Below are 23,312 nucleotides of genomic sequence, written 5' to 3' on the forward strand. Positions count from 1 at the left end.
CGCCGATTAGCGTCGCGAACAGATTCGGTGTCCCGGGTCGCCACTGGCGGCCGGGACGATCCGCTGAGCTCGAACAGCGCTCGGCAACAGCATGTTTCGCCGTGTTCCCATCGTCGTCCCGGGCGTCGACACGGCCGACCAGTGAGGGGAATTCATGAGCTCGGATCGACGTCAGTTGCACCTCAACGCGTTTCTCATGCCGATCGGTCACCACGAATCGGCCTGGCGTCTTCCGGAGAGCGACCCGAACGCGAATCTCGACATCAACCACTACATCTCGCTCGCAAGGACGGCCGAGCGCGGCAAGTTCGACTCCGTCTTCCTCGCCGACAGTCCCGTGCTGTTCACCAGCCCGGAACGGCGGCCCAGCGGAAAGCTGGAGCCGACGATCATCCTGACGGCGATCGCCGCCGCCACCACCCGGATCGGGCTGATCGCGACGGCGTCGACGAGCTACAACGAGCCGTACAACCTGGCCCGCCGGTTCGCGTCCCTCGACTTCGTCAGCGGCGGCCGCGCCGGCTGGAACATCGTGACGACGGCGGGCGCCGACGCGGCCCGGAACTTCGGGCTCGACGACACCCCGGCGCACCGGTCCCGCTACGAGCGGGCCGCGGAGTTCGTCGAGGTGTCGACGAAACTCTGGGACAGCTGGGAGGACGACGCCGTCCTCGCCGACAAGGACCTCGCGATCCACACCGACTCGACGAAGGTGCACACCGTCGACCACGAGGGACGGTTCTTCCGGGTGCGCGGCCCGTTGAACGTGCCCCGCTCCCCGCAGGGGTACCCGCTGCTCGTGCAGGCCGGCTCCTCGGAGGACGGGAAGGACTTCGCCGCGCTGTACGCGGAGGCGATCTTCACCGCCCAGCCCACGTTCGAGGAGGGCACGGCCTTCTACTCCGACCTCAAGGACCGCGTGGTGAAGGTCGGCCGGGACCCGGAGCAGGTGCTCGTCCTCCCCGGAATCGTGCCCGTCATCGGCGACACCGAGGCGGAGGCCAGGGAGCTCGACGCCGAACTCGAGCGGCTGATCTCCCCGGAACACGCCCGGCGTCAGCTGGCGGAGCTGTTCAAGCGGGAACCCGAGGACCTCGATCTGGACGCGGAGCTGCCCGACGACCTGCCGTCCGAGGACGAGATCGAAGGTGCGAAGAGCCGGTACACGCTGATCGTCGACCTCGCCCGGCGGGAGAGGCTGACCGTCCGCCAGCTGATCGGCAGGCTCGGCGGCGGCCGCGGCCACCGCACCTTCACCGGGACCCCGGTACAGGTGGCGGACACAATCGAACACTGGTTCCGCAGCGGTGCGGCCGACGGGTTCAACATCATGCCGGCGGTCCTGCCGTCGGGTCTGGAGAAGTTCGTCGACTCCGTCGTCCCGATCCTGCAGGAGCGTGGGCTGCTGCGCACCGAGTACACCGAGTCCACGCTGCGCGGCCACTACGGTCTGCCGCGGCCGGTCAACCAGTTCACCGTCGACCGGAGTACCGGCCTGGTGTCCGCCCGGTGAGTTCCACGACCACAGACCCCGACTGTCCCGTCGTCGCCGGTGTGAACACCGCACCGGCACAGCATGATCCGGGGTGGATCCGTTACCTGTTCGGCTACTGCCTGCGGCACCGCCGCAACCTGGTGCTCGCCCTCGGCGCGGCCGCCGTCGCAGCGACCGCGACCGCCCTTCTCCCGCTGGCGATCCGCCACATCATCGATTCCGCCGCCGGGACCACGAACACCGCACTGGCACCCTGGATCGCGGCGCTCACCCTGCTGGCCCTGATCCGCTTCGGCGCGGCGTACACGCGGCGATACCGCAGCGGGCAGGTGTCGCTCGGCGTCCAGTACGACCTGCGTGGCGACAGTTTCCGGTCGCTGTTGCGGCTCGACGGGCTGGGCCAGGACGGCCTGCAGACCGGACAGGTGGTGAGCCGGTCGATCTCCGACATCACGCTGATCCAGATGCTGCTGCAACTGTTGCCGCACCTGATGGGCAACGTGGTGATGTTCGCGATCTCGCTCGTGATCATGGCGGTGCTCTCGCCGTTGCTGACCCTCGTGGCCCTGGCGATTCTGCCTGCGCTGTGGTGGATCTCGATGCGCAGCCGAACCGACCTGTTCCCGGCCAACTGGCACGCGCAGGAACAGGCCGCGGTGGTGGCGAGCGGAGTCGAAGCCGCGGTCACCGGGGTCCGCGTCGTCAAGGGTTTCGGGCAGGAGGAACGCGAACTGGCCGACCTCGAAGTCCGGGCACGGGACCTGTTCCGGTCCCGGCTGCGGGTCGCCCGGCTGACCAGCCGGTACAACCCTGCGATGCAGGCGGTTCCGATGCTCGGGCAGGCGCTGGTGCTGGCACTGGGCGGCTGGCTCGCGTTGAGCGGGCACCTGACGTTGGGAACGTTCGTCGCGTTCACCACCTACCTCGCGGGATTCGCCTCGCCGGTCCGGCAACTCGCCACCCTGATCACCGTCGGTCAGCAGGGCAGGGCCAGTGTCGAACGGGTCCGCGAGGTGATCGACGCCGCACCCTCGATCGCGGACGCACCCGGCGCCGGAGCCCTGCCCGACGGCCCCCTCGGCATCGCGTTCGAGAACGTCACCTTCGGGTACGGTCCGTCCGCTCCGCTGCTGCGAGGACTGTCGCTGCGCATCGAACCCGGCGAGACGGTGGCCGTGGTCGGCGCCGCGGGCTCGGGTAAGTCGACCCTCGCGATGCTCGTCCCGCGGCTCTACGACGTGCACGCCGGTGCGGTGACCGTCGGCGGCGTCGACACCCGACAGGTGACGCTCGAATCGCTGCGGTCGTCGATCGGGGTGGTCTTCGAGGAGAGCTACCTGATGTCGGAATCGGTGCGCGCCAACGTGTCCTACGGCCGTCCCGACGCGAGCGAGGACGACGTGTGGGCCGCGCTGCGGGCGGTGCAGGCCGACGACTTCGTCGCCCGCCTGCCCGAGGGCCTCGACACCGTGGTCGGCGAGCACGGCGTCACCCTGTCCGGCGGCCAGCGGCAGCGCATCGCCCTCGCGCGGGCTCTCGTCGTCGACCCCCGGATCCTGGTGCTCGACGACGCCACCTCCGCCGTCGACGCCCGGATCGAGGCGGCGATCCACGAGACGGTGCACGCGGCCACCACCGAGCGCACCACGTTGATCATCGCCCACCGCCGGTCCACGCTCGCCCTCGCCGACCGCATCGCGGTGCTGTCGCAGGGGCGGATCGTCGACGTCGGCACCAGTGCCGAACTCGACGCCCGATGTCCGCTGTTCCGGTCGCTGCTGTCGGGGGAGGAGGGTCTCGTTCCCGAAAGCCACCGGGACACCGAGGAACTCGCCGACGGTGCCGAGGTCGCGGAGGTCGCCGCGGAGTTGTGGCGGCGGGAGGACGGGGTCGCGGAGTCGGCCGGCCTCGACGCGCGGGCTGCGACGGCTTTCGCGACCGCGGCGGCCGGCTCGGGCGGCATCGTCCGCGGCGGTGCGGGTGGTGGGCTGCTGTCCGCGGCACCGCCCAGCGCCGAGGTGCTCGCCCGCATCGAGGGCCTCCCCGCGCTGACCGGCGAACCCGAGGTTCCGCGCGCGGACACCCGTGCCGCGGACCCGGAATTCGGCCTGCGCCGACTGATCCGGCCCCTGCGCGGACCGCTCGCGCTGGGCCTGCTCCTGGTGGGGCTGGACGCACTCGCCCAGATCGCGGTGCCGGTGCTCGTGCGGACCGGGGTCGATCGGGGAGTCCTCTCGGGGGTCCACGCCGCGCTGCTGCTCGCCGCGCTGGCGACGCTGCTGGTGGTGCTGGCGGACTGGGCGGTGAACGTCGCGCAGATCCGGGTCACCGGACGCACCGGCGAACGTCTCCTGTACACGTTGCGGGTCAAGACGTTCGCGCAACTGCAGCGACTCGGACTGCAGTACTACGAACGCGAACTCGGTGGCCGGATCATGACCCGCATGACGACCGACGTCGACAGCCTGTCGAACTTCCTGCAGACCGGGCTCGCCACGGCCGTCGTCAGCGTGTTCACCATGGGCGGGGTGCTGGTCACCCTGCTGCTGATCGACGCGCGGCTCGCGCTGGCGCTGGTGGTGCTGGTGCCGGTCCTGGTGATCTCCACGGTGGTCTTCCGGCGCAAGTCGGTGCCCGCGTACGCGGATGCCCGCGACCGGGTCGGCATCGTCAACGCCACCCTGCAGGAGAACGTCACCAACATTCGGGTCACCCAGGCGTTCCGCCGGGAGGACCGCAACGCACTCCAATTCGCCCGGCGGGCATGGGCGTTCCGCGACTCGCGGCTGCGGGCGCAGCGCTACATGGCGGTGTACTTCCCGTTCGTCGAGTTCCTGTCCGTCGTGGCGACCGGGCTGGTGCTCGGTGTGGGCGCCGCCCGGATCTCGGCGGGCACCCTCACCGTCGGGACGCTGATCGCCTTCGTGCTCTACGTGGAACTGTTCTTCGCCCCGGTCCAGCAGCTCTCGCAGGTGTTCGACGGGTATCAGCAGGCCGTCATCGGGCTCGGCCGCCTGCGCGACCTGATGCGCACACCGACCACCACACCCCACGCCGACGACCCGGTGGTCGTCGAACAGCTCAGTGGTGCAGTCGAATTCGACGACGTCCACTTCTCCTACGCGTCCGGCGCCGGGGAGGCGCTGCGCGGGGTGGCGCTGCGGATCGAACCGGGGGAGACCGTCGCCCTGGTGGGGCAGACCGGTGCCGGGAAGTCGACCGTGCTCAAACTGCTCGCGCGGTTCTACGACGCGACCTCCGGCGCGGTCCGCGTGGACGGCCACGACACCAGGGACCTCGACCTCGCCGCGTTCCGGCAGCGGCTCGGGGTGGTGCCACAGGAACCGCACCTGTTCGGCGCCACCGTCCGCGACGCGATCGCCTACGGACGGCCGGGAGCCGCCGACGCCGAGGTTGAGGCGGCGGCCCGCGCCGTCGGCGCCCACGCCATGATCGCGGCGCTGCCGCGCGGGTACCTGCAGCCGATCGGAGAACACGGCCGCAACCTGTCCGCCGGGCAGCGTCAGCTGCTCGCCCTCGCCCGGGCGGAACTCGTCGACCCCGACCTGCTGCTGCTCGACGAGGCCACCGCGTCCCTCGACCTCGCCACCGAGGAGCGGGTGCGGGTGGCGACCGCGAAACTCACCCGGCGCCGCACCACGCTCGTGGTCGCGCACCGGTTGACCACGGCGGCGCAGGCCGACCGGGTGGTGGTCCTCGACCGCGGCCGGGTCGCCGAGGTCGGCACCCACGACGAGCTCCTGCGGCGCGGCGGCGCGTACCGCGAGCTGTGGGACGCCTACGCGCCGTCGGTGCCCCTGAGCGTCCCGTGACGACTCAGTCGACGAGGGACACCGACGTCACCCGGTGCAGCGTGAAGCGCCGGATCGCGCCGTCCACGGGGTCGAACGCGTCGAGCTGACCGCCCCCCACACTGACCGGGTCGACGATCCGTTCCGACGCGATGCCCTGCGGGTCGACGTAACCGATCCGAACGCTGCGCTTGACCTTGACCGCGAGTTGCAGCAGCGCCATCGTCGCGGCGCTGCCCGCGCGGGTGCCGTCCGAACGGACCCCGCTCCCGCGCGGGGTCGACGCCGCGCGCTCCCCGGCCCGCAGCTGCCGGACGAGCTGGTCGAGTTGGTCCGCGGTCGGGGGAGCGGGCAGCCGGCGGGTGCCCCGCTCGCGGCGTCGGGGGACCCGTGCGCCGTGCGGGCGCAGGTCGACGATCGCGCCCGACGAGTCCTCGCCCGCCGGCGCGAACCCGGCACCGCGCAGCAGTTCGAGCACGTCGCCGAGCGGGGCCTGCGAGACCGCCACCGTCGGCGCCAGCGCCCGCAGCGCCAGCGACTCCGCGACCGGCGACGACAGCACCTCCGCGAGCATCGCCGGATCGTCGCACCGGACGAACGACTGCGCGATCCCCGCCCGCAGCCGGCCGTGGCGGCGGGCGACGTCGTCGATCAGGTACGTCAACGCCTGCGGCACCGGCGTCTTCGAGTGCGTCTCGAACAGGGCGTGCAGTTCGGTCGCGGTGCGTCCGGCGTCGAGGGCGCGCCGCACGCTCGCCTCGCCGACCCGGTACACCGTCGCCGCACCCGCGGACTCGACGTCCGCGACCAGCGTCAACCGGGCCAGCAGGTCGGGCACCAGCGGTCCGGGCGCCACCACCGTCAGGTCCGCCTGCACGAGGACGTAGTCGATCGGCGTCGGCAGGGCCGCGACCATCTCGGCGAGCACCGACTCCGGCGGCGCGCCGTGCAGCATGCTGCGGCCCGGCGAGGACAGCGCGCCCCGGCCGATCAGCCCGACCGCGGTGGCCTCGGACAGGGTGTGCTCGATCGCGGACGCCCCGAGCCGCGCCGACCAGCGCGGCCGCCGCCAGGCGACGATCGCGGCCACCTCGGCCGCGGCCGCACCGACGCCGGAACCGAGTTCGGCGACGACGTCGAGGACGAACCGACGGTCCCGCGGCGCGCCCGACGCCCGCACCTCTTCCGACAGCGCCGCGATCGGTTTGTCGTTGGGGTCGCGCAGCCCGACGACCCACGGGCGCCGGGCCAGGTCGAGCCAAGTCTGGGCGAGCAGCTGCCAGCGGTGGGCCGGTGCGCTGTCGCGCCACGCGTCCGCGGCCGAGGTCGGCGCCCAGTAGTCGTCGCCGGTGTCCGCGGCGGGCAACGGGTCGGGAAGGCCGCTCGAGATCAGCCCCGCGGCCGCCAGGAGTTCGGCGAGCAGGCTGATCCGTGCCTCGTCGACGCCGGTGACCTTCGCGAGCCTGCGCGCCTCACGGACGCCGAGGCCGCCCGCCTTGAGCGCCGGCGCGGGGTGGTCGCCGAGGGCACCGAGCAGGATCTCGCAGTGCCGGAGCAGTTCGAGTGCCTCACCCGCGGCCGCCGCGTTGACGTCGCCGATCTTGTGCTTGCGGCCGGCGACGGGCGGCGGCGTCAGCGTGCGGGGATCGGTGACGGTCTCGCCGCGCAGGACCTGACCGACCTGATACGGAAGTTCGACCGTCTGCTCGTCGATCCAGGCCAGCAGGCCCGCCGCCAGGAGCCGTTGCACCGGGCGATCCGCCGGGGTGCCGGGGGCGGCGTCCCGGGTGCGGCCGATCGGCGAGCTGGTCGCGAGGGTGTCGATCAGGCGGCGCTCCGCCTCGGTGAGCTCGGCGAGCGCCGCGCTGATCTGGTCGGCGGTCAGCGGGGTGACGGACTGGTCGACCCGCCAGCCGACCGCCTCCCGGGCCGAGGGCACCACCCGCAGCACCTTCGTGCCCCACACCAGGGCCCGGTCGCGCAACGCCGTCAGGGCCCGGTCCACGGCCCTGACCGGCGCGCGCCCCGCGACCGCGTCCGCGAGCTGCTCGCGCCGTACCCCCGCCTCGGCGGCGCCCTCCCGCGCGAGCAGACCGATGAGCGTGAGTTCGAGCACGCTCAGGTCGTCCGCGGCCCGCAGCACCGACGCGCGCTGCTCCGCCCGGGTGGCCAGCACCGACAGGTTCGCCGGCGGCGGCACCGCGAGATCCGGGCGCAACCGCAGCAGTTCGGCCAGCTCATCGTCGCTGCGGGCACCGAGCCAGGTCGCGAGGCTGTCGGTCGCGGGGGCGGGGTCCGTGTCGGTCATCGCCTATCAGAGTAGGGCGTACGTCCCGAACCGGGATTCGCCGGACACTGTCGGTGGCGCGACCGGGTGCCTTCTCCCACACCTGGGCTGTACCGCGTACGGACTCGGTGTCAAAATGGCCTCGTGGCTAACAAAACGAACAAGAACAACTACGTTGATCCGGGCTGGCCGTCGCACCTCGAGGAAGGTGACCACGCGGTCACCGAACTCTCGTCCGCCCGTTCCGGTGGACTCTCCCCGTTCGGCGAGGAGACCGAGTTCCCGCGTCCGGTGGAGGAACTGCCCTACACCCATCCGGTTACCGTCATCAACCGGTGACGACCCGGACCGAGCGCAGAAAGGCCCCGCAACCGAATCGGTGCGGGGCCTTTCTCGTGCCGAGGGGTCGGCGTTGCGCGAGCCGGACCGTCAGCCCTGCGCGAGCAGGGGCGCGTAGGTCTTGAGGAACTCGATGACCTGCGGGTTGAGCTTGGCCTGCGCGTAGAGGGCCTCGATCTGCGGATCGACGGCGATGCCCTGCGCCTTGACGGCCTCGAGGGTGCTGTCCAGGGACTCGAGCACGTCGGCGGTGCCGTCGACGGTCGGGATGCTGGTGACGGCCGGGGTCTCGGCCGGGGCGGGCGCCTCGGGCTCGGCGACCGGCGCGGTCCGCGGGGTCGGGCCGCTGGTCAGGCCGAGCTTCGCCGAGCAGGACGGCCACGCGCCCCAGCCCTGCGACGCGAGGACCTTCTCGGCGACCGCGATCTGCTGCTCACGGGTGGCCTGGTTGGCGGTGGCGGCGTACTGCCCGCCGCCGTGCGCGGTCCACGTGCTGGGGGAGAATTGCAGGCCGCCCTGGTAGCCGTTGCCGGTGTTGATCGACCAGTTGCCGCCGGCCTCACACTGAGCGAGCCGGTCCCAGTCGGAGTCGGGGGCCGCGTTGGCGGGGGCCGCGAAGGCCGCACCCGCCGCGCTGAACACCGCGGTGGTCACGACGACCTTCGCAGCGGTCTTGCGCGTGTTCGTGGGCTTGCGATGGCGTCCAGCGCTCATGGAGGTTCCTCTCCGCACGCGCCTGCGAGGTCAGCTGTCGGGTTCGGGCTGAGAGGTCGCCCGGCCGTGATCGCTCCGTGATGGGCGCGAAAAACGGCTTCACCCCAAGGAAGGCCGTGTGCTCGCCTTCCGGTGTCCACCGGGGACGTGGGTCCCCCGTCCTCGTCCCTGGGTTCTCCTGTGGGAATCCGTTCCGCGGGACAAGGTTTGGCGCGGCGGTCCGGACTGGCCGGAACTCCGACCGGGTTCGACCGTACGTGCCCGACCGCGGTGAGTCACCTCCAACCGAGATCGCGTGTTTTTCGGCGTGTTGATCGAAATTTGGCGCGTTTCCGCAGGTCAAAGCGACTGTGTCCGGCCGAGACCGGGCCGTGATGCAACCGTTACGTGAGGCAGATCACAAGCCTTGGTGGGCGCGACCTGGGGGATGCGGCGGGTGCGGTCGGGGGCGCGGACACCGGGCCGCGCGAGGTCCCCGCCGGCGGTCACGCGGCGGCGGTGGCAGGGCGAGCGCGCCGGAGCGGAGGGGAGGGGCCGACCGCCCCGCATCCGTGATGCGCGGCGGGGTCGTCCGGGACTGCGTCAGGGATTGCCGGGTTGGTACGGGTACGGCGTCGACGGGTACGACGGCGTGGAGACGTCGACGATGTCCTTCCCGAGCGGCATCAAGGAGATCGGGATCATCTTCAGGTTCGCCAGGGCCAACGGGATACCGATGATGGTGATCGCCATCGCGATCGCGCTGATCAGGTGGCCGATGGCGAGCCAGATTCCGCACAGGATCAGCCAGATCACGTTTCCGATCAGCGACCCCACCCCCGACGTCGGCTTGTCGACCACGGTCTTGCCGAACGGCCACAGCGCGTAGACGCCGATCCGGAACGAGGCGATGCCGAACGGGATCGTGATGATCAGAATGCAGCAGATCACCCCGGCGACGAAGTAGCCGAGCGCGAGCCACAGGCCACCGAAGATCAGCCAGATGATGTTGAGGATCAGTCTCATGTTTGCCCATCTCTCCGGACGCGACGTCCGGCGCGCAGTGCGGACACGATGCCGAGCAGGAATCCGAGCGGGAAGGCGAGGGCCGTCAGGTACAGCGCGAGACCCGGGGTGTGCCCGGTCGCCGCGACGACGAAGATCGCGACGACGGCCGCGACGCCGATGACGAACAGGGCCAGGGAAATGCGGAACAGCAGTCCTCCGGACGCGGGCGCGGTGCCGTCGGAGGGGGTCTCGGTGCCGGGTGATTGAGGGGCCACATGCCCACCGTATCCCTCGCAAACCCGTGTGCCGGAGCAGGGCACGCAGGGGTAGAATGCGAGTCATCGCGTCCCACACACGGTGGGGCGCGTTCGTTTATGTGGTCGTAATCGACGTGGATGAGCAGGTGACGCAGTGCCTACCGGCAAGGTGAAGTGGTACGACGTTGACAAGGGCTTCGGATTCCTCTCGCAGGACGAGGGCGAAGACGTGTACGTCCGGTCGTCGGCGCTGCCCGCGGGAGTCGAGGGTCTCAAGGCCGGCCAGCGGGTGGAGTTCGGCATGGCCGCCGGACGCCGCGGACCGCAGGCGCTGAGCCTGAAGGTGCTCGACCCGGCACCGACGCTGCGGCAGAGCGGCGGCAGCCGCCGCGACGAGGGCACCCGCAAGCACACGCCCGACGAGCTTCACGGCATGGTCGAGGACATGATCACGCTGCTCGAGGCGAAGGTGCAGCCGGACCTGCGCAAGGGTCGGTACCCCGACCGCAAGACCGCGCAGCGTATCTCCGAGGTCGTCCGGGCGGTCGCCCGCGAACTCGACAGCTGACCACCCGCAGGCTGCGCACGACAAGCTGCACAGACAACTGGAGCCCCCGGTCGAATCGACCGGGGGCTCCAGTTGTCTGTGGGTGCGCTCGGCTACTCCGCGGACTGATCTGCGGACTGCTCGGCGGGCGCCCGCATGTCCTCGGGCAGCGTCTGGATCGCCCACACGGGAGCGAAGTCGCCGGACGACGGCTGCTGGATGATCACGCCGAGCAGCTGCTCGTTCTCGCGTGTGGGCACCGTCACCGAGTACGCGTCGCCCGCGGTGTAGTCCCGGTAGCCGTCGAACACCTCACCGGTGCGCGGATCGCCGAACTGGACGTTGAGCCGCCAGTCGCCCTCGGCGACCTCCTTCGGCAGCGAGAGCTGCAGCGGCGACCCGGCGGGCACCGCCAGGTTCGCGACCGTGAGGTCCGCGCAGCGCAGGCTCGCGTCGCAGAGGCCCGCCTCCACGTCGACGGTGTTGCCGTGCGCGAAGGCGGTGATGGTCGGCAGGGTCTCGGGGGCGTCGCGGACGAGCATCGTGACGACCGCGGCGAGTCCGCCGGCCGCCACCAGCACCACCACGACCACCGCTGCGAGGATCTTCTTCGTCCGGGCTTGCAAGGTCATCAGGTTCCGTTCTCGTTCTTCGTACCCGCCCGGTGGGACGGGTCCGTGTCGGTCGGCCGGGCTGCGGCCGAATGCTGTGGTGTGGGCTCTGCGGGAGCCTCCTGGTTCGCGTGCTCGGGGCGTTTGCCGCCGAGGCCGGGAAGCAGCGTGCGGCCACGGTACGTCAGCACGGTCTGGATCAACCCGAAGACCAGCACGACCGAGACGACGGTGAAACCGATCCAGTACTGCGTCGGGAGCAGCACACCCAGCGCGCCTCCGATCACCCAGCTCAGTTGCAGCACCGTTTCGGAGCGGCCGAATCCGGACGCGATGGACTCCTCGGGCAGATCCTGCTGCAGTGACGCGTCGAGGGAGACCTTCGCCAACGCGCTCGCCGCGGATGCGACGAGGGTGGCCAGGGCCGCGGACAGCAGGCTGTCGGTGACGGCGGCGAGGATCGCGACGAACGTCACGGCCGCGGTGCAGCGCAGCACGATCACCGCGGGCCGGCCGAGCTTGAGCCGGGCGCCGGTGGCGTTGCCCGCGAAGTTGCCGATGCCGGCCGCGGCGCCGACCAGGCCGAGCATCGCGGCCTGTACCAGTGGGTCGTGTTCGGTGCGGGACTTCGCGACGAACGCGATGTAGAGGGTGAGGAATCCGGTCAGGACCCGGATGGTGCTGTTGCCCCACAGCCCGGTGATCGTGGCGCGGCCGAGGGGCTGCCGCCGTGTGGCGGGCGAGATCGCGTCCTTCTGCTCCCGGGTGATGACCTCGGTGACGGCGTCGCCGCGGTGGTAGGCGAGGGTCGCGGGGACTTCGCCCTCGGTGACCTCCACCCACGCCGGGATCCGCATGCTCAGGTAGGCGCCGACGACGGTGATCGCGGCGGTCAGCCACAACACGCCGGTCGACCCGAACGCGATCGCGACCAGACCGGCGACCGCGCCCGCGAAGATCGTGCCTCCGATCAGGCCGAACACCGTCAGTCGGGAGTTCGTGCGCACCAGGTCGATGTCCGGTGGCAGCACCCGGGGTGTCACGGCGCTCTTGAGCACCGAGAACGACTTGCTGAGCACCAGCATCCCCAGCGCGCACGGATACAGCGCCCAGCTGTCGAAGTTGAACACCAGCAGGACGGCGAGGACGGTGCGCAGCGCGAACGACGCGGCGAGAGCCAGTCGGCGGCCGTGCTGCAACCGGTCGAGGGCCGGGCCGATCAGCGGCGCGATCACCGCGAACGGGGCGATCGTGATCAGCAGGTACAGCGCCACCTTCGTCTTGTCCTCGCCGGTGGCGGCGGAGAAGAACAGTGTGTTCGCCAGGGCGACGGCGATCGCGGCGTCGGTGGCGAAGTTCGCCATCACCGCGTACGTCAGGTGCGTCAGGCCGGACTCGTCGGCGCCGTCCGCGGTCGCGGCGCGGCGGAAGGTGGCGATACCGCGGTTCGTCAGCTCCCGGCTGCGCATCGCCGCGACCCGGGTGACGGTCAGCTTGCGCGGAATCGGGGGCGGCTTCGGACCACCCGGTTTCGACGACCGGATCTGCTCGGTCGGCTGCTCACGGGGTGTGTCGTTCGGTGCGGCCGTGCCGTTGGCCCCGGACTGCGGGGTGCCGGTCGGGGGAAGCGGTTCGCGGCGTCCGGACACGCGCCGCGACGGGGGGTAGTTCTCGTAACCGGGGTGGACGCCACCGCGACCGGCGTCGGCCTGAACCCGGTGCCTGTCGGGTTCGGAGGGGTCGCGCGGTCCGGTCACGGGTCCAATTCTCTCCTAGTTCACGCGTGGACTACCACAGGCCCCACCGCGTGTGGTCCGGTCAGGAGACGAAACGCACGTCGAACACGAGCGGATACAGCTTGCCGGTGATCAGGAATCGATCCGTGCCCGGCAGTGCGGCGATTCCGTTGAGGACGTCGGCGCCGCGTTGCTGCTCGGCGGTCAGCAGGCCGGACGCGTCGATGACCGCGACGACGGCGCCGGTGTCCGGGTCGATCCGCACGATGTCCGAGGTCTGCCACACGTTCGCGTACACCAGCCCGTCGTCCGTGCACTCGAGTTCGTTGAGCATCTCGACCGGTTCTCCGTCGAGGGTCACCGCGACGGTGCCCACCGGGTCGAACGTCTCCGGATCGCGGAACGTCAACGTGTCGGATCCGTCGCTCATCACCAGCCGGTCCGGCTGCGCGCACAGTCCCCACCCCTCGCCCTCGTACTCGACCCGCGACCGTTCGGCGAGGGTGTCGCGATCGCGGGCGAAAGCCACGTGGTCCTGCCACGTCAACTGCCAGACGGTGTCCCCGGCGACCGTCAGGCCCTCGCCGAACATCTCGTCCGGCAGTGGGACGCGGACCCGTTCGACGCCGGTGTCGAGGTCGCGGGCGCTGATGTACGAGCGGCCGACCAGACCGGTCCCCTCGACGAGTTCGCCGCCGGAGACTTCGAGCCCCTGCGTGAACGCCGCGGTGTCGTGCGGCGCGGTGCCGACGACCTCGGCGTGCAGTCGCTGCACCGGGCTCGGCGAGTCCGCGGTACTGCCGGTGTCGGAGGCCGCGGCGCACCCGCCGACGGTGAGAGCGGTCAGTGTCGCGACGAGGCCGAGGAGCCGATGCACAGTCACAGGGGCAAGCATGGCAGCCCGATCGGGTGCACGGAGCACACGATGCGGCAAAATAGGGGTGTGAGTGCGCAGTCTGCCCCCGATCTTGCCCCCGTGCGTCCGCTGTTGGCCGACGCCGTGGAGTTCGCCCGCCAGGCGTTGACCGATCTCGGTGAGGTTGCGGTGGGTGCTCACCTCGGTGTCACCGCCGACGACGAGTACACGGCGACGCACCGGTTCGACACGACGCTGCCCGGCTACCACGGATGGCAGTGGGCGGTGGTGCTGTCCGCGCTGCCCGACTCCGACCGCGTCACGGTCAACGAGTCGGCGCTGCTGCCCGGTCCCGAGGCGCTGGTGGCGCCCGAGTGGCTGCCGTGGGAGGAGCGGGTTCGCCCCGGTGACCTGACGCCCGGCGACCTGCTGGCTCCGCGTGTCGACGACCCGCGGCTGGTGCCCGGGTACGTCGCGAACGGCGACCCGGTCGTCGACGACCTGGCCCGCGAGGTCGGTCTCGGCCGCAAGCAGGTGCTCAGCCTGGAGGGTCGACAGGACGCCGCGCAGCGCTGGCACGACGGCGACCACGGTCCGGACACCGAGATGGCGAAGGCCGCGCCGTCGACCTGCGCGCTGTGCGGGTTCTACCTTCCCCTCGCCGGGTCGCTGCGCGCCGCGTTCGGGGTGTGCGGAAACGAGATGTCCGCCGACGGGCACGTGGTGCACGCCGAGTACGGCTGCGGCGCGCACTCGGACACCGAACTGCCGTCCGGCGCGGGCACCCCGAAGTACGACGCGTTCGACGACGGCGCCGTCGAGGTGGTCACCCTCCCGCCGACCGCAGGGGGCGCGAGCGCCGAAGGCGCCGAGACCGAGACGCCGCGGACCGAGACCGAGGCCGAGCCCACGGGGGCGAGCGCCGAGGTCGAGCAGCCGGTCGCGGGCAGCGCGGAGCCGGAGCAGGCCGAGAGCACGCCGGCCGACACGGAAACGGACGCGGCATCGACCGACTGACGGGAGCCGACCCCTTCGACGCGGACGGGCTGCGGGCCGCGACCCTGCTGGCGTGGACGTCCTCGCCGACGCGGTTGCGGGAGGACGCCGCGACGGAAGCGGACCTGGTGCGCGGCGGGTACCGCGATCGCGTGCTCACCGAGCTGGCGCAGAACGCCGCCGACGCCGCGGCGCGGGCGGGCGTGCCGGGCCGGCTCGAGGTGCGGCTCGACGGCGACCGGCTGTCCGTCGCGAATGTCGGTGCGCCGCTGGACCGGTCCGGTGTGCAGGCGCTGTCGGCGCTGCGGGTGTCGGGCAAGAGCGAGGGCGTCGGCAGGTTCGGTGTCGGGTTCACCGCGGTGCGTGCGATCAGTGACGAGATCGACCTGCGCTCGACCACGGGATCGGTGACGTTCTCCGCTGCCCGGACGGCCGCCGAACTGGACCGCGCCGGACTTCCCGTGCCGGAGCAGGGACTTCCGGTGCTGCGGCTCGTCTGGGCCACCGACCACCCCCCGGCGCCGGGATTCGACACGGAGGTCGTGCTGACGCTGCGTCCCGGCGTCGACGGTGCCGCGCTCGCGGCGGGTATGGGCGACGAGGTGGTCGACCTTCTTCTCGAACTTACTGCGCTGCAGTCGATTCGGATCTGCGGGCGTGAGTTCTCGCGCGCGGAGCGGGAACTCGGCGGCGGACTGAGCGAGGTCGCCGTCGGCGATCGCACCTGGTGGCAGTACACCACGGCCGCGGCCCGGTGGCTGGTCCCGATCGTCGGTGGCGTTCCTGCGCCCTCGCACGGCGACGTGCTGCGCGCCCCGACCCGGTCCGACGAGGAGCTCTCGCTGCCCGCGCTCGTCGTCGCCGACGTCGCACTGCAGCCCGACCGGCGGCGGATCCTGCCCGGGGCGGCGATCGGCCGCCTCGGCGCCGGCTACGCGGAATTCGTTGCAGCCCTGCCTGGTTCGATGCGACCCGTGCTCGTGCCGCTGCCGGGATTCACCCTCGGCGAGGTCGACGCGCAGCTGCGGGAGGCGGTGCTGCACGAGCTCACCGAGCATCCCTGGCTGCCTGCGGTTGCGGGGCGGGAGCTGCGACCGCGGGACGCGACAGTGCTGCCGGGGCTCACGGACGAACTCGCCGACCTGCTCGTCGACGTCGTGCCGGGACTGCTGACCCCGGACCTGTCCGGCCCGTCCGCGGCGGGTGCGTTGACGGCGGTCGGTGTGCACCGGCTCGGCCTCGCGCACCTCGCGGAGCAGTTGTCCGGCGCCGCGCGGGAACCGCGGTGGTGGGCAGAGCTGTACGAGGCGCTCACCCCGCTGGTCGTGGACGCCGTCGCGGTCGAGGAACTGGCCGCGATCCCGGTCCCGCTGACCGACGGGCGCACCGTCACCGGTCCGCGCACCGTCGTCGTCGGCCACGACCTCGGGTCGGCCGGACCGGGCGTGGACTGGCTGCGACTGGTGCCGGCGGAGGCCGCGCACCCCCTGCTCACCAGGCTCGGTGCGGGGTCCGCGACGGCCCTCGACGTGCTCACCGACCCGGCGCTGCGGGAACGGATCGAGGACCTCGACCTCGACTTCGACGACGCCGCAACGGAACTCGTCGACGTGGTGCTGCCGCTGGTCGCCGCCGCGGACACCCACGCCGCGCTGCCCGACTGGCTGGGTCTGCTACCGCTGCCCGACACCGAGGGCGAACTGCGCGCCGCCGACGAGCTGCTGCTCCCGCGGGCGCCGCTCGCCGCGGTCCTGGCCCCGGACTCACCGTTCGGCACCGTCGCGGACTCCGTCGTCGACGCCCACGGACCCGATGTCCTGCGGGCGCTCGGCGTCGGGTGGGGCTTCCCGGTGCTGCGTGCCGAGCTGCCGACGGGACCCGACCACGACCTCGACGACGAATCGTCGTGGTGGGACACCCTGCCCGACGATCCCGAGGTGCTGGTCGCGGTCCGCGACCTCGACCTGGTCGACCCCGACGCCTGGCCCGCGGCGCTGACGTTGCTGGCGTCGGATCCGGCGACGGCGAATCAGCTCGCCGACCGCGACGGCTACACGTCCTGGTGGCTGCGCAGGCACGCGCGGGTCGCGGGGGTGCCCCTCGGTTCGCTGCGCGCGCCCGACGACGGCACCTTCGACGTCCTGCTCGACGCACTGGAGCACCCCGACGCGGCCGCGGTGTCGGGCGCACTCGCCGGCGACCGCGTCGACGGCACCGCGATGGCCGAGTTGCTGCTCGACCGGCTCGCCGATGCGCAGCGGCACCCGACCCCGGCTGTCGTGGTGCGGACGCACCGGCTGCTGGCGGAAGCGACCGCGGCCGGGGTCCTCGATCTCGACGAGCTGTCGCCGCCCGCGGCGGTCCGCACCGTCGACGGCACGACGGCGGACCCGGCGCAGGCGGTGGTGCTGGACCGGGCCTGGTTCGCGGCGGCGGTTCCCGCGGACCGGCTCGTCGTGGGTGATCTCGCGTCCGCCGCGGCGCTGGCCGAACTGCTCGACCTGCCGCCCGCGTCCGAGGCGGTGCGGGGCGAGGTGCTCGGGGTCGGCCGGGTCGCGGAGTGGGAGCGGGAGCCGACGGCGGTCCTGGCGTCCGTGGTGACCGGCCGGGCGATGCCGTCGGGTGTCGTCGTCGTGCACGAGACGCTGACGGTGCGGCTGACCGGCGCGGTGCACGCCGACGTCGAGGTGCCGTGGTGGGTCGACGACTCCGGCCGCACCCATGTGGATGCTCGACGACTCGGGCCGGGGGCGACCGATGGGTGGTGATCCGCTCGATCAGGTGGTGCTCGACTGGATACTGAGTTGGCGAACACCCTGGGTGGACGACCTCGTCGAGGTGATCACCCACTTCGGTGACACCGTGGTTGCCGGCGTGATCACCGTGGCCGTGGTGGTCGCGCTGCGTGTTCGCGGTCGGTCGGTGGACGCGGTGATGGTCGCCGGGGCGATGATCAGCGGGTACCTGCTGATGAGCGGGTTGAAGCTGGTGTTCGCGCGGGGCCGGCCACCGAGGCCCGACCGCCTGGTCGACGAGATCACGCACTCCTTCCCGTCCGGGCACGCGATGATGTCGGCGATCCTGGTGTGCGTGGTCGGCGCGGCCCTGGTGCGGGTCATGGGCCGGCGCAGCGCGGTCCTGTTCGTGGGTCTGGCCTTGTGGACGCTGGTGATCGGGTTGTCGCGGGTGTATCTGGCCGCGCACTGGCTCACCGACGTGATGGCCGGATGGGCACTCGGCGTCGCGTGGGCGGCGCTGTGGATCCGGGGGACGGCCCGCTACACCCGACGTCGTGAGGTGGCCCGGGTGCGGGCCGCCGCCGTCGTGCGTCGAAGCGACGACACGCAGTAGCCGCCGCACCGACACACCCGCAACGTGATTCGTTCCGGCTCAGCCGAGGCCGCGTTGCGCGGTCCGGCTCCCGCGGCGGGCGGCGCGGCGCTGCAGCAGGTACAGCCCCGTTCCCAGCACCCCGACCGCCAACCCCGCCCAGCAGATGGGCAGCGCGGACGCCCACCGGTCGCCGGACAGCAGCACCACGACCGTCGCGGCCAGCCACGCCGCCGTGCCGAGCCCGAGCACCGGCCGCGGATCGGTCAGCCGCGCCGGGAGACGGGGATCGTCGGAGGTCTCGCTCACGCCGCACACGCTACCGCGCTGCGCCGCGCCGCAGCGCTCCCCGTGCCCTATCGTGCAGGGCAGACCACCGGGCGACGAGGACGGGCACATGGCGGCAACTCCGCGGATGCTGGACACCTACTTCAAGATCACCGAGCGTGGCTCGACGCTGAGCCGTGAGGTCCGCGGCGGACTCGTCACCTTCGTTGCGATGTCCTACATCGTGGTGCTCAATCCGCTGATCCTGGGCAGCTTCTCGCCCGACGACGCGGCGGCGAAGACCGATGTGCTGGGCAACATCCTGCCGGTGACGCAGGTGGCGGCGGTGACCGCCCTCGTCGCGGGGCTGATGAGCATCGTCTTCGGCATCGTCGCGAACTATCCGTTCGGTATCGCGGCCGGGCTGGGCATCAACAGCCTGCTCGCGGTGACCATCGCGCCCCAGGTGACCTGGCCGGAGGCCATGGGGCTGGTCGTCATCGACGGCATCATCATTGTCGCGCTGGCGATCTCGGGTTTCCGGACCGCCGTGTTCAACGCCATTCCCGACGCGCTCAAGTCGGCGATCGCGGCCGGTATCGGCATGTTCATCGCGTTCATCGGATTCGTCGACGCCGGGTTCGTCCGGCGCATCCCCGACGTCGCGGGGACGACGGTTCCGGTGGGCCTCGGGATCGGCGGTTCGATCGCGTCGTGGCCGACCGTGGTGTTCGTGTTCGGTGTGCTTCTGATGGGAATCCTGGTGGCGCGCAAGGTGCGCGGCGGCCTGCTCATCGGCATCGTCGTCACCACGGTGCTCGCGGCGGTGCTCGAGGCGATCTTCGAGATCGGGCCGTCCCGGGGGGTCGACCCGAAGGGCTGGAACCTCAGCGTCCCCGGCCTGCCCGACGTGCTGGCGCAGATGCCCGACCTGTCGCTGGTCGGGGACGTCGACCTGTTCGGTGCGTTCACGCGGATCGGGGTGTTGTCGGCGAGCCTGCTCGTGTTCACCCTGGTGCTGGCGAACTTCTTCGACGCGATGGGCACGATGACCGGTCTCGGCAAGGAGGGCAACCTCACCGACGAGCACGGCACCCTCCCGAACGTGGGGAAGGCGTTGGTCGTCGAAGGCACCGGCGCGATCGTCGGCGGCGCGGCGTCGGCCTCGTCGAACACAGTGTTCGCGGAGTCGGCGTCGGGGATCGCCGAGGGCGCCCGCACGGGCTTCGCGAACGTGGTGACCGGCCTGCTCTTCCTCGCCGGGATGTTCCTGACACCGCTGTACTCGGTGGTGCCGATCGAGGCGGCGGCGCCGGCGCTGGTGGTGGTCGGTGCGCTGATGATCGGTCAGGTCCGGGACATCGACTTCACCCGATTCGACGTCGCACTGCCCGCCTTCCTGACCATCGTGGTGATGCCGTTCACCTACTCGATCGCGAACGGCATCGGCGTCGGGTTCATCACCTGGGTGGTCGTGCACGCCTTCAGCGGCAAGGCCAGGCAGATCCACCCGCTGCTGTGGGTCGTCGCCGCGCTGTTCGTCGCGTACTTCGCTGTCGGTCCGATAACTGACGCCATTACCTGACCAGGTTCGCGGCAGTGTCGTATCCTCCGGAAGTGACCTTGGATACCCGCTCACTTGCCAGCGATCTCTCGCTGGCCGTCGTTCGTCTGTCGCGGCACCTCCGCGGCCGTCGCGCCGACTCCCCGGTGTCGCTGACCCAGCTCTCGGCGCTGGCGAGCCTGGACGAACACGGGCCGATGACGCCGGGCGGGCTGGCGGCGAAGGAACGGGTGCAGCCACCGTCGATGACGCGGGTCATCGCGTCGCTCGCCGAGGCAGGTCTGGTGTCGCGGATGCCGCACCCGACCGACGGTCGGCAGATCATCGTGTCCCTCACCGACGCCGGTCACGCCCTGCTCGCCGACGAGACCAGTGCCCGCGAGAAGTGGATGACGGCGCAGCTGGCCGTGCTCGACGAGGAGCAGCTGGACGTGTTGCGCAAGTCGATCGACATCATCGGGGGCATCGTCACCAACTCGGAGTAGCGAACGCACTCGGCGGTCGCCCGGCAGTGGCGGCCGTTCGGTGTGCGGCAAGATGGTCGCCGTGGCTGACGTAATCGACATCGACGACCCCGCGGACCCCCGGCTCGACGACTTCCGCGATCTGAACTCCTCGGACCGTCGGCCCGATCTGCCCGACGGCAAGGGGCTCGTGATCGCCGAAGGCGTACTGGTCGCGCAGCGTCTGCTGGCGTCGCGTTTCCAGCCGATCAGCCTGCTCGGTGTCGACCGTCGTCGCGAGGAACTCGCCGCGGATCTCGAGGGTGTCGACGTGCCGTACTACCGGACGTCCGCCGAGGTGATGGCCGAGGTCGTCGGGTTCCACCTCAACCGCGGTGTGCTCGCCGCGGCGCACCGTCCGCCGGCCCTCGATCTCGACGACGTGCTCGCCGGGGCCCGCACGGTCGCGGTGCTCGAGGGGGTCAACGACCACGAGAACATCGGGTCGATGTTCCGCAACGCCGCCGGGCTGGGTGTGGACGCGGTGCTGTTCGGCGACCGGTGTGCTGACCCGCTGTACCGGCGGGCGGTGCGCGTGTCGATGGGGCACGTCCTGCGGGTGCCGTTCGCGCGGGTGCCCGAATGGCCCCACGGCCTTCAGCGGTTGCGGGACAAGGGCTTCCAGCTGATCTCGCTGACCCCGAACCCGTCCGCGGTGACGCTCGCGGACGCGATGACGGGGGAGCGTGTGGCCCTGCTGCTCGGCGCCGAGGGGCCCGGACTGTCCGAGTACACGATGCGCAAGACCGATGTGCGGGCCCGGATCCCGATGGCGCCGGGTACCGATTCGCTCAACGTGGCGACGGCGGCGGCGATGGCGTTCTACGAGCGGGTCCGGCTCGGATGAGCGGTCCCGCCCTGGTCGTCGCGGCGTTCTCCGCGGTGCTCCTCGCGGTGGCGGTGATCGCCTGCGGCACTGCGATGATCGCGGTGCACCCGCTGCTTGCCGTGGTCGTGAACGTCGTGGTCGTGGCGGGGGTCGCCCCGACGGTGTGGCAGTGGCGGACGGTCCCGATCTGGCGTTGGGTGGTGTACGGCGCGTCCGTGGGCGTGGCGCTGGGCTGGGTGGGTCTGCTGCTCGGCGTCGGTTGAGTGGCGGGTGCCGCGGGTTCAGCCGGCGAGTCTGCGCCACCACCGGCGCAGGCCACGGATCTCGGGCTCGTCGGGAATCGTCGGCGGTTCCTCGCCGGCCGCGTACAGGGTGAACCCGCAGACCTGCAGCTCCGCGGCAGCCGTCTCGTTCGCGGGCTCGGGATCGAAGCGCAGCCCCAGCCAGTGGGCGTTCGCGGCGTCGGCGAACTCACCGGGATCGAACGGCAGCGACTGCGGATGCGGCAGGGTCTCGATCGGGTGCCGGGCGGGATGTTCGCCCGCCCAGAAGGGACGCTCCCACACCAGCGGCAGACCGATGTTCTCGTAGATGTGTGCGGAGGACGCGCTGAACGAGCGCCGCAACGCGCCGCGCTCCCAGGTGGCGAACGCGCCCCACGGTCCCGCGGAATCCGCGCCGATCAGGTACGTGTGCTCGGACGCGAGCGGTCGCGTCCAGTGGTCGGGCAGCGTCGACGGCCGCTGCAGGGCCAGGTTCGCGCCGCAGACGACGGTCAACCCGGGATAGCAGCCGATGAACACCTCATGTCCCTGCGGTCCCGCGGAGGCGGCGAGCGAGCCGGAAGTCAATGGAACCGCGACCTTTTCGGGGTACATGCGGCCGGCCAGCGCGAGGGCGGCGTCGGAGTCGGGGTCGGGGTGGCCGCGCAGCACGGCGGCGGGGTCGGGAGCGTCGACATACCAGATCGTTGATGCTGTCGGCCCCACCGCGTCCTCGCTTTCGTCGACTCCCTAAGAGAGTACGGGGACGTCCGAATTTCGGTCGGCTCTCGGCGGGTCGGCGGCGTCGGTCACCGCTGCCTTCGGTGGCCGTCCGCCGACGGCTCCGAGGAACTCGTCGAGAACGGCCCAGGTGGTATCGCGGGCACCGGGCCCGGCGACCAGACCGAGATGGCTGCCCGGCACCGCCTCGAACCGCACGTACGGCGAGGCGGTCAGCAGCTCCGCGAGCGGCGCGACCGCGGCGGCCGGCGCGATCACGTCGGTGGTGCCGCCGACGCCGAGCACCGGCACCGTCACGTCGGCGAGCCGGACCGTGCGGCCGCCGAGGACGAATTCACCTGCCGCCAAGGCATTTCCGAGGATCAACTGGGAGCACATCTGGTGGAACACGCGGGCCGGGTAGCCGGGCATCGCCGCCATGAACCGGTCGATGGCCTCCATTCGCGCCAACGCCTCGGTGTCCGCGATGTGGCGGGCGACGAACCACGGCTTGAACAACTCACGGTGGGGGGCGGTGAGGCGGTACGACGCCTGCACGATCGGGGCGGGCAGCCCGCCGAGCAGGCGCGTGACCGCGGTGAGGGGCCGTTCCGTGGTGACCCGGCCGATCACCCGCAGCGGCGCGATCACCGGGATGCGGCGGTAGTCGATCGGAGTGCCGACGGCGGTGACGGACCGGATCGGCAGGTCGGGATGTGCCGCGGCCGTGAGCAGTGCGATGGTGCCGCCGAGGCTCCAGCCGACCACGTCGATGTCGGCGCCGTCGTGGAGGTCGGAGATGCGCCGCACCGCCTCGGGCACGATGTCGTCGACCCACGCCTCGAAGCCGAGCTCGCGGTCGCCGGCGTCCATGTCGCCGTAGTCGAGGAGGTACGGGGCGCGGCCGCCGTCGAGGAGGTGGGCGGCCAGGCTCTGGTCGGGACGGAGGTCGTAGCAGCTGGTGGACACCGCCAGCGGAGGAACCAGCAGCACCGGCAGGGCGTCGGCGGCGGGTTCGGGGCCGAATCGGTGGAGATCGCGGTGGTGTCCGGAGTGCAGCTGTTCGGACGGGGTACGCCGGACGGGCGCGACGCCGTCGCCGAACGTCAGCCCCCACGCGTTGCGGGCCGCGGTGCCCAGATCGTGCAGCGTGGGCAGATCGTCGAGAGCGAGCACGCTCGTGTCCTCCTGTGAAGACG

21 protein-coding genes and 1 riboswitch are annotated in these 23,312 nt (G+C 71.6%); of the genes, 11 read left to right on the plus strand and 10 right to left on the minus strand.

Translation table 11 applies throughout. The features are described from left to right. The first annotated feature begins 154 nt into the window (after nt 1-154). Together ACFYVR_RS07200 and ACFYVR_RS07205 are read left to right on the plus strand one after the other, a co-directional pair. The gene (locus tag ACFYVR_RS07200; RefSeq protein ID WP_387471120.1) at nt 155-1,513 is read left to right on the plus strand and encodes an LLM class flavin-dependent oxidoreductase; all 1,359 of its coding nucleotides are present in this window, start codon (nt 155-157) and stop codon (nt 1,511-1,513) included. Between the two features lie 41 nt (nt 1,514-1,554). Continuing rightward, nucleotides 1,555-5,328, plus strand: coding sequence for an ABC transporter ATP-binding protein (locus ACFYVR_RS07205; RefSeq protein ID WP_387471214.1), 3,774 nt, complete (start codon nt 1,555-1,557; stop codon nt 5,326-5,328). A 4-nt stretch (nt 5,329-5,332) separates the two neighbouring features. Here the strand turns inward: ACFYVR_RS07205 and ACFYVR_RS07210 are convergent, their stop codons facing one another. Next, nucleotides 5,333-7,615, minus strand: a complete 2,283-nt coding sequence (locus ACFYVR_RS07210; RefSeq protein WP_387471122.1) for a helicase-associated domain-containing protein — start codon at nt 7,613-7,615, stop codon at nt 5,333-5,335. 123 nt (nt 7,616-7,738) lie between these two features. On the opposite strand from ACFYVR_RS07210, the gene ACFYVR_RS07215 reads away from it, so the two are divergent. Then, entirely contained in the window at nt 7,739-7,933 is a 195-nt protein-coding gene (locus ACFYVR_RS07215) for a hypothetical protein (RefSeq protein ID WP_387471124.1), read from the plus strand. Nucleotides 7,934-8,023: 90 nt separating this feature from the next. Here ACFYVR_RS07215 and ACFYVR_RS07220 read toward each other — a convergent pair whose 3' ends face one another. From ACFYVR_RS07220 to ACFYVR_RS07230, 3 genes are all read right to left on the minus strand, one after another. Further along, nucleotides 8,024-8,647, minus strand: coding sequence for a transglycosylase family protein (locus ACFYVR_RS07220; RefSeq protein WP_387471126.1), 624 nt, complete (start codon nt 8,645-8,647; stop codon nt 8,024-8,026). 3 nt (nt 8,648-8,650) lie between these two features. Then, nucleotides 8,651-8,855: riboswitch (cyclic di-AMP (ydaO/yuaA leader) on the minus strand. Nucleotides 8,856-9,229: 374 nt separating this feature from the next. Further along, nucleotides 9,230-9,652 (minus strand): YccF domain-containing protein, encoded by a 423-nt coding sequence (locus ACFYVR_RS07225; RefSeq protein ID WP_387471128.1) that lies wholly within the window; start codon nt 9,650-9,652, stop codon nt 9,230-9,232. Continuing rightward, nucleotides 9,649-9,909, minus strand: coding sequence for a hypothetical protein (locus ACFYVR_RS07230; RefSeq protein WP_387471130.1), 261 nt, complete (start codon nt 9,907-9,909; stop codon nt 9,649-9,651). The genes ACFYVR_RS07225 and ACFYVR_RS07230 overlap by 4 nt, the downstream gene beginning before the upstream one ends. Before the next feature lie 136 nt (nt 9,910-10,045). Between ACFYVR_RS07230 and ACFYVR_RS07235 the strand changes: the two genes are divergently transcribed. Continuing rightward, nucleotides 10,046-10,459 (plus strand): cold-shock protein, encoded by a 414-nt coding sequence (locus tag ACFYVR_RS07235; protein ID WP_387471132.1) that lies wholly within the window; start codon nt 10,046-10,048, stop codon nt 10,457-10,459. A gap of 92 nt (nt 10,460-10,551) precedes the next feature. Here the strand turns inward: ACFYVR_RS07235 and ACFYVR_RS07240 are convergent, their stop codons facing one another. The 3 genes from ACFYVR_RS07240 to ACFYVR_RS07250 form a co-directional block, all read right to left on the minus strand. After that, nucleotides 10,552-11,070 (minus strand): DUF2771 family protein, encoded by a 519-nt coding sequence (locus ACFYVR_RS07240; RefSeq protein ID WP_387471134.1) that lies wholly within the window; start codon nt 11,068-11,070, stop codon nt 10,552-10,554. Further along, nucleotides 11,070-12,806 carry an MFS transporter gene (locus tag ACFYVR_RS07245; RefSeq protein ID WP_387471136.1) on the minus strand — a complete coding sequence of 579 codons (1,737 nt, stop codon included), beginning with the start codon at nt 12,804-12,806 and terminating at the stop codon, nt 11,070-11,072. The genes ACFYVR_RS07240 and ACFYVR_RS07245 overlap by 1 nt, the downstream gene beginning before the upstream one ends. Nucleotides 12,807-12,867: 61 nt before the next feature. Then, entirely contained in the window at nt 12,868-13,680 is an 813-nt protein-coding gene (locus tag ACFYVR_RS07250) for a glutaminyl-peptide cyclotransferase (RefSeq protein WP_387471138.1), read from the minus strand. Nucleotides 13,681-13,710: 30 nt separating this feature from the next. On the opposite strand from ACFYVR_RS07250, the gene ACFYVR_RS07255 reads away from it, so the two are divergent. The 3 genes from ACFYVR_RS07255 to ACFYVR_RS07265 are packed head-to-tail and all read left to right on the plus strand — an operon-like array spanning nt 13,711 to nt 17,988. Next, a complete protein-coding gene (locus tag ACFYVR_RS07255) occupies nt 13,711-14,658 on the plus strand; it encodes a DUF3027 domain-containing protein (protein WP_387471140.1) in 948 nt (315 codons plus the stop codon). Further along, the gene (locus ACFYVR_RS07260) at nt 14,655-17,405 is read left to right on the plus strand and encodes a sacsin N-terminal ATP-binding-like domain-containing protein (protein ID WP_387471216.1); all 2,751 of its coding nucleotides are present in this window, start codon (nt 14,655-14,657) and stop codon (nt 17,403-17,405) included. The genes ACFYVR_RS07255 and ACFYVR_RS07260 overlap by 4 nt, the downstream gene beginning before the upstream one ends. Beyond that, nucleotides 17,395-17,988, plus strand: coding sequence for a phosphatase PAP2 family protein (locus ACFYVR_RS07265; protein ID WP_387471142.1), 594 nt, complete (start codon nt 17,395-17,397; stop codon nt 17,986-17,988). Before ACFYVR_RS07260 ends, ACFYVR_RS07265 begins: the two co-directional genes overlap by 11 nt. Nucleotides 17,989-18,027: 39 nt before the next feature. Here ACFYVR_RS07265 and ACFYVR_RS07270 read toward each other — a convergent pair whose 3' ends face one another. Continuing rightward, nucleotides 18,028-18,276 (minus strand): DUF2530 domain-containing protein, encoded by a 249-nt coding sequence (locus ACFYVR_RS07270; protein ID WP_387471144.1) that lies wholly within the window; start codon nt 18,274-18,276, stop codon nt 18,028-18,030. Between the two features lie 88 nt (nt 18,277-18,364). Here ACFYVR_RS07270 and ACFYVR_RS07275 point away from each other — a divergent pair, with 88 nt between their 5' ends. The 4 genes from ACFYVR_RS07275 (at nt 18,365) to ACFYVR_RS07290 (ending at nt 21,393) form a co-directional block, all read left to right on the plus strand. Then, nucleotides 18,365-19,819 carry an NCS2 family permease gene (locus ACFYVR_RS07275; protein ID WP_387471146.1) on the plus strand — a complete coding sequence of 485 codons (1,455 nt, stop codon included), beginning with the start codon at nt 18,365-18,367 and terminating at the stop codon, nt 19,817-19,819. 32 nt (nt 19,820-19,851) lie between these two features. Beyond that, a complete protein-coding gene (locus tag ACFYVR_RS07280) occupies nt 19,852-20,283 on the plus strand; it encodes a MarR family winged helix-turn-helix transcriptional regulator (protein ID WP_387471148.1) in 432 nt (143 codons plus the stop codon). A gap of 61 nt (nt 20,284-20,344) precedes the next feature. Beyond that, nucleotides 20,345-21,148 carry a TrmH family RNA methyltransferase gene (locus ACFYVR_RS07285; RefSeq protein WP_387471150.1) on the plus strand — a complete coding sequence of 268 codons (804 nt, stop codon included), beginning with the start codon at nt 20,345-20,347 and terminating at the stop codon, nt 21,146-21,148. Next, nucleotides 21,145-21,393, plus strand: a complete 249-nt coding sequence (locus tag ACFYVR_RS07290) for a DUF2537 domain-containing protein (protein WP_387471152.1) — start codon at nt 21,145-21,147, stop codon at nt 21,391-21,393. Before ACFYVR_RS07285 ends, ACFYVR_RS07290 begins: the two co-directional genes overlap by 4 nt. A gap of 18 nt (nt 21,394-21,411) precedes the next feature. On the opposite strand, the gene ACFYVR_RS07295 is transcribed toward ACFYVR_RS07290, so the two are convergent. Together ACFYVR_RS07295 and ACFYVR_RS07300 are read right to left on the minus strand one after the other, a co-directional pair. Next, the gene (locus ACFYVR_RS07295) at nt 21,412-22,119 is read right to left on the minus strand and encodes a DUF6928 family protein (RefSeq protein ID WP_387471154.1); all 708 of its coding nucleotides are present in this window, start codon (nt 22,117-22,119) and stop codon (nt 21,412-21,414) included. A gap of 24 nt (nt 22,120-22,143) precedes the next feature. Then, nucleotides 22,144-23,289: an alpha/beta fold hydrolase gene (locus ACFYVR_RS07300; protein WP_387471156.1), complete on the minus strand. Its 1,146-nt coding sequence runs from the start codon at nt 23,287-23,289 to the stop codon at nt 22,144-22,146. Between the last annotated feature and the right edge of the window lie 23 nt (nt 23,290-23,312).

It is taken from the genome of Rhodococcus sp. NPDC003318 (assembly GCF_042879035.1).
Lineage (GTDB): Bacteria > Actinomycetota > Actinomycetes > Mycobacteriales > Mycobacteriaceae > Rhodococcus_G.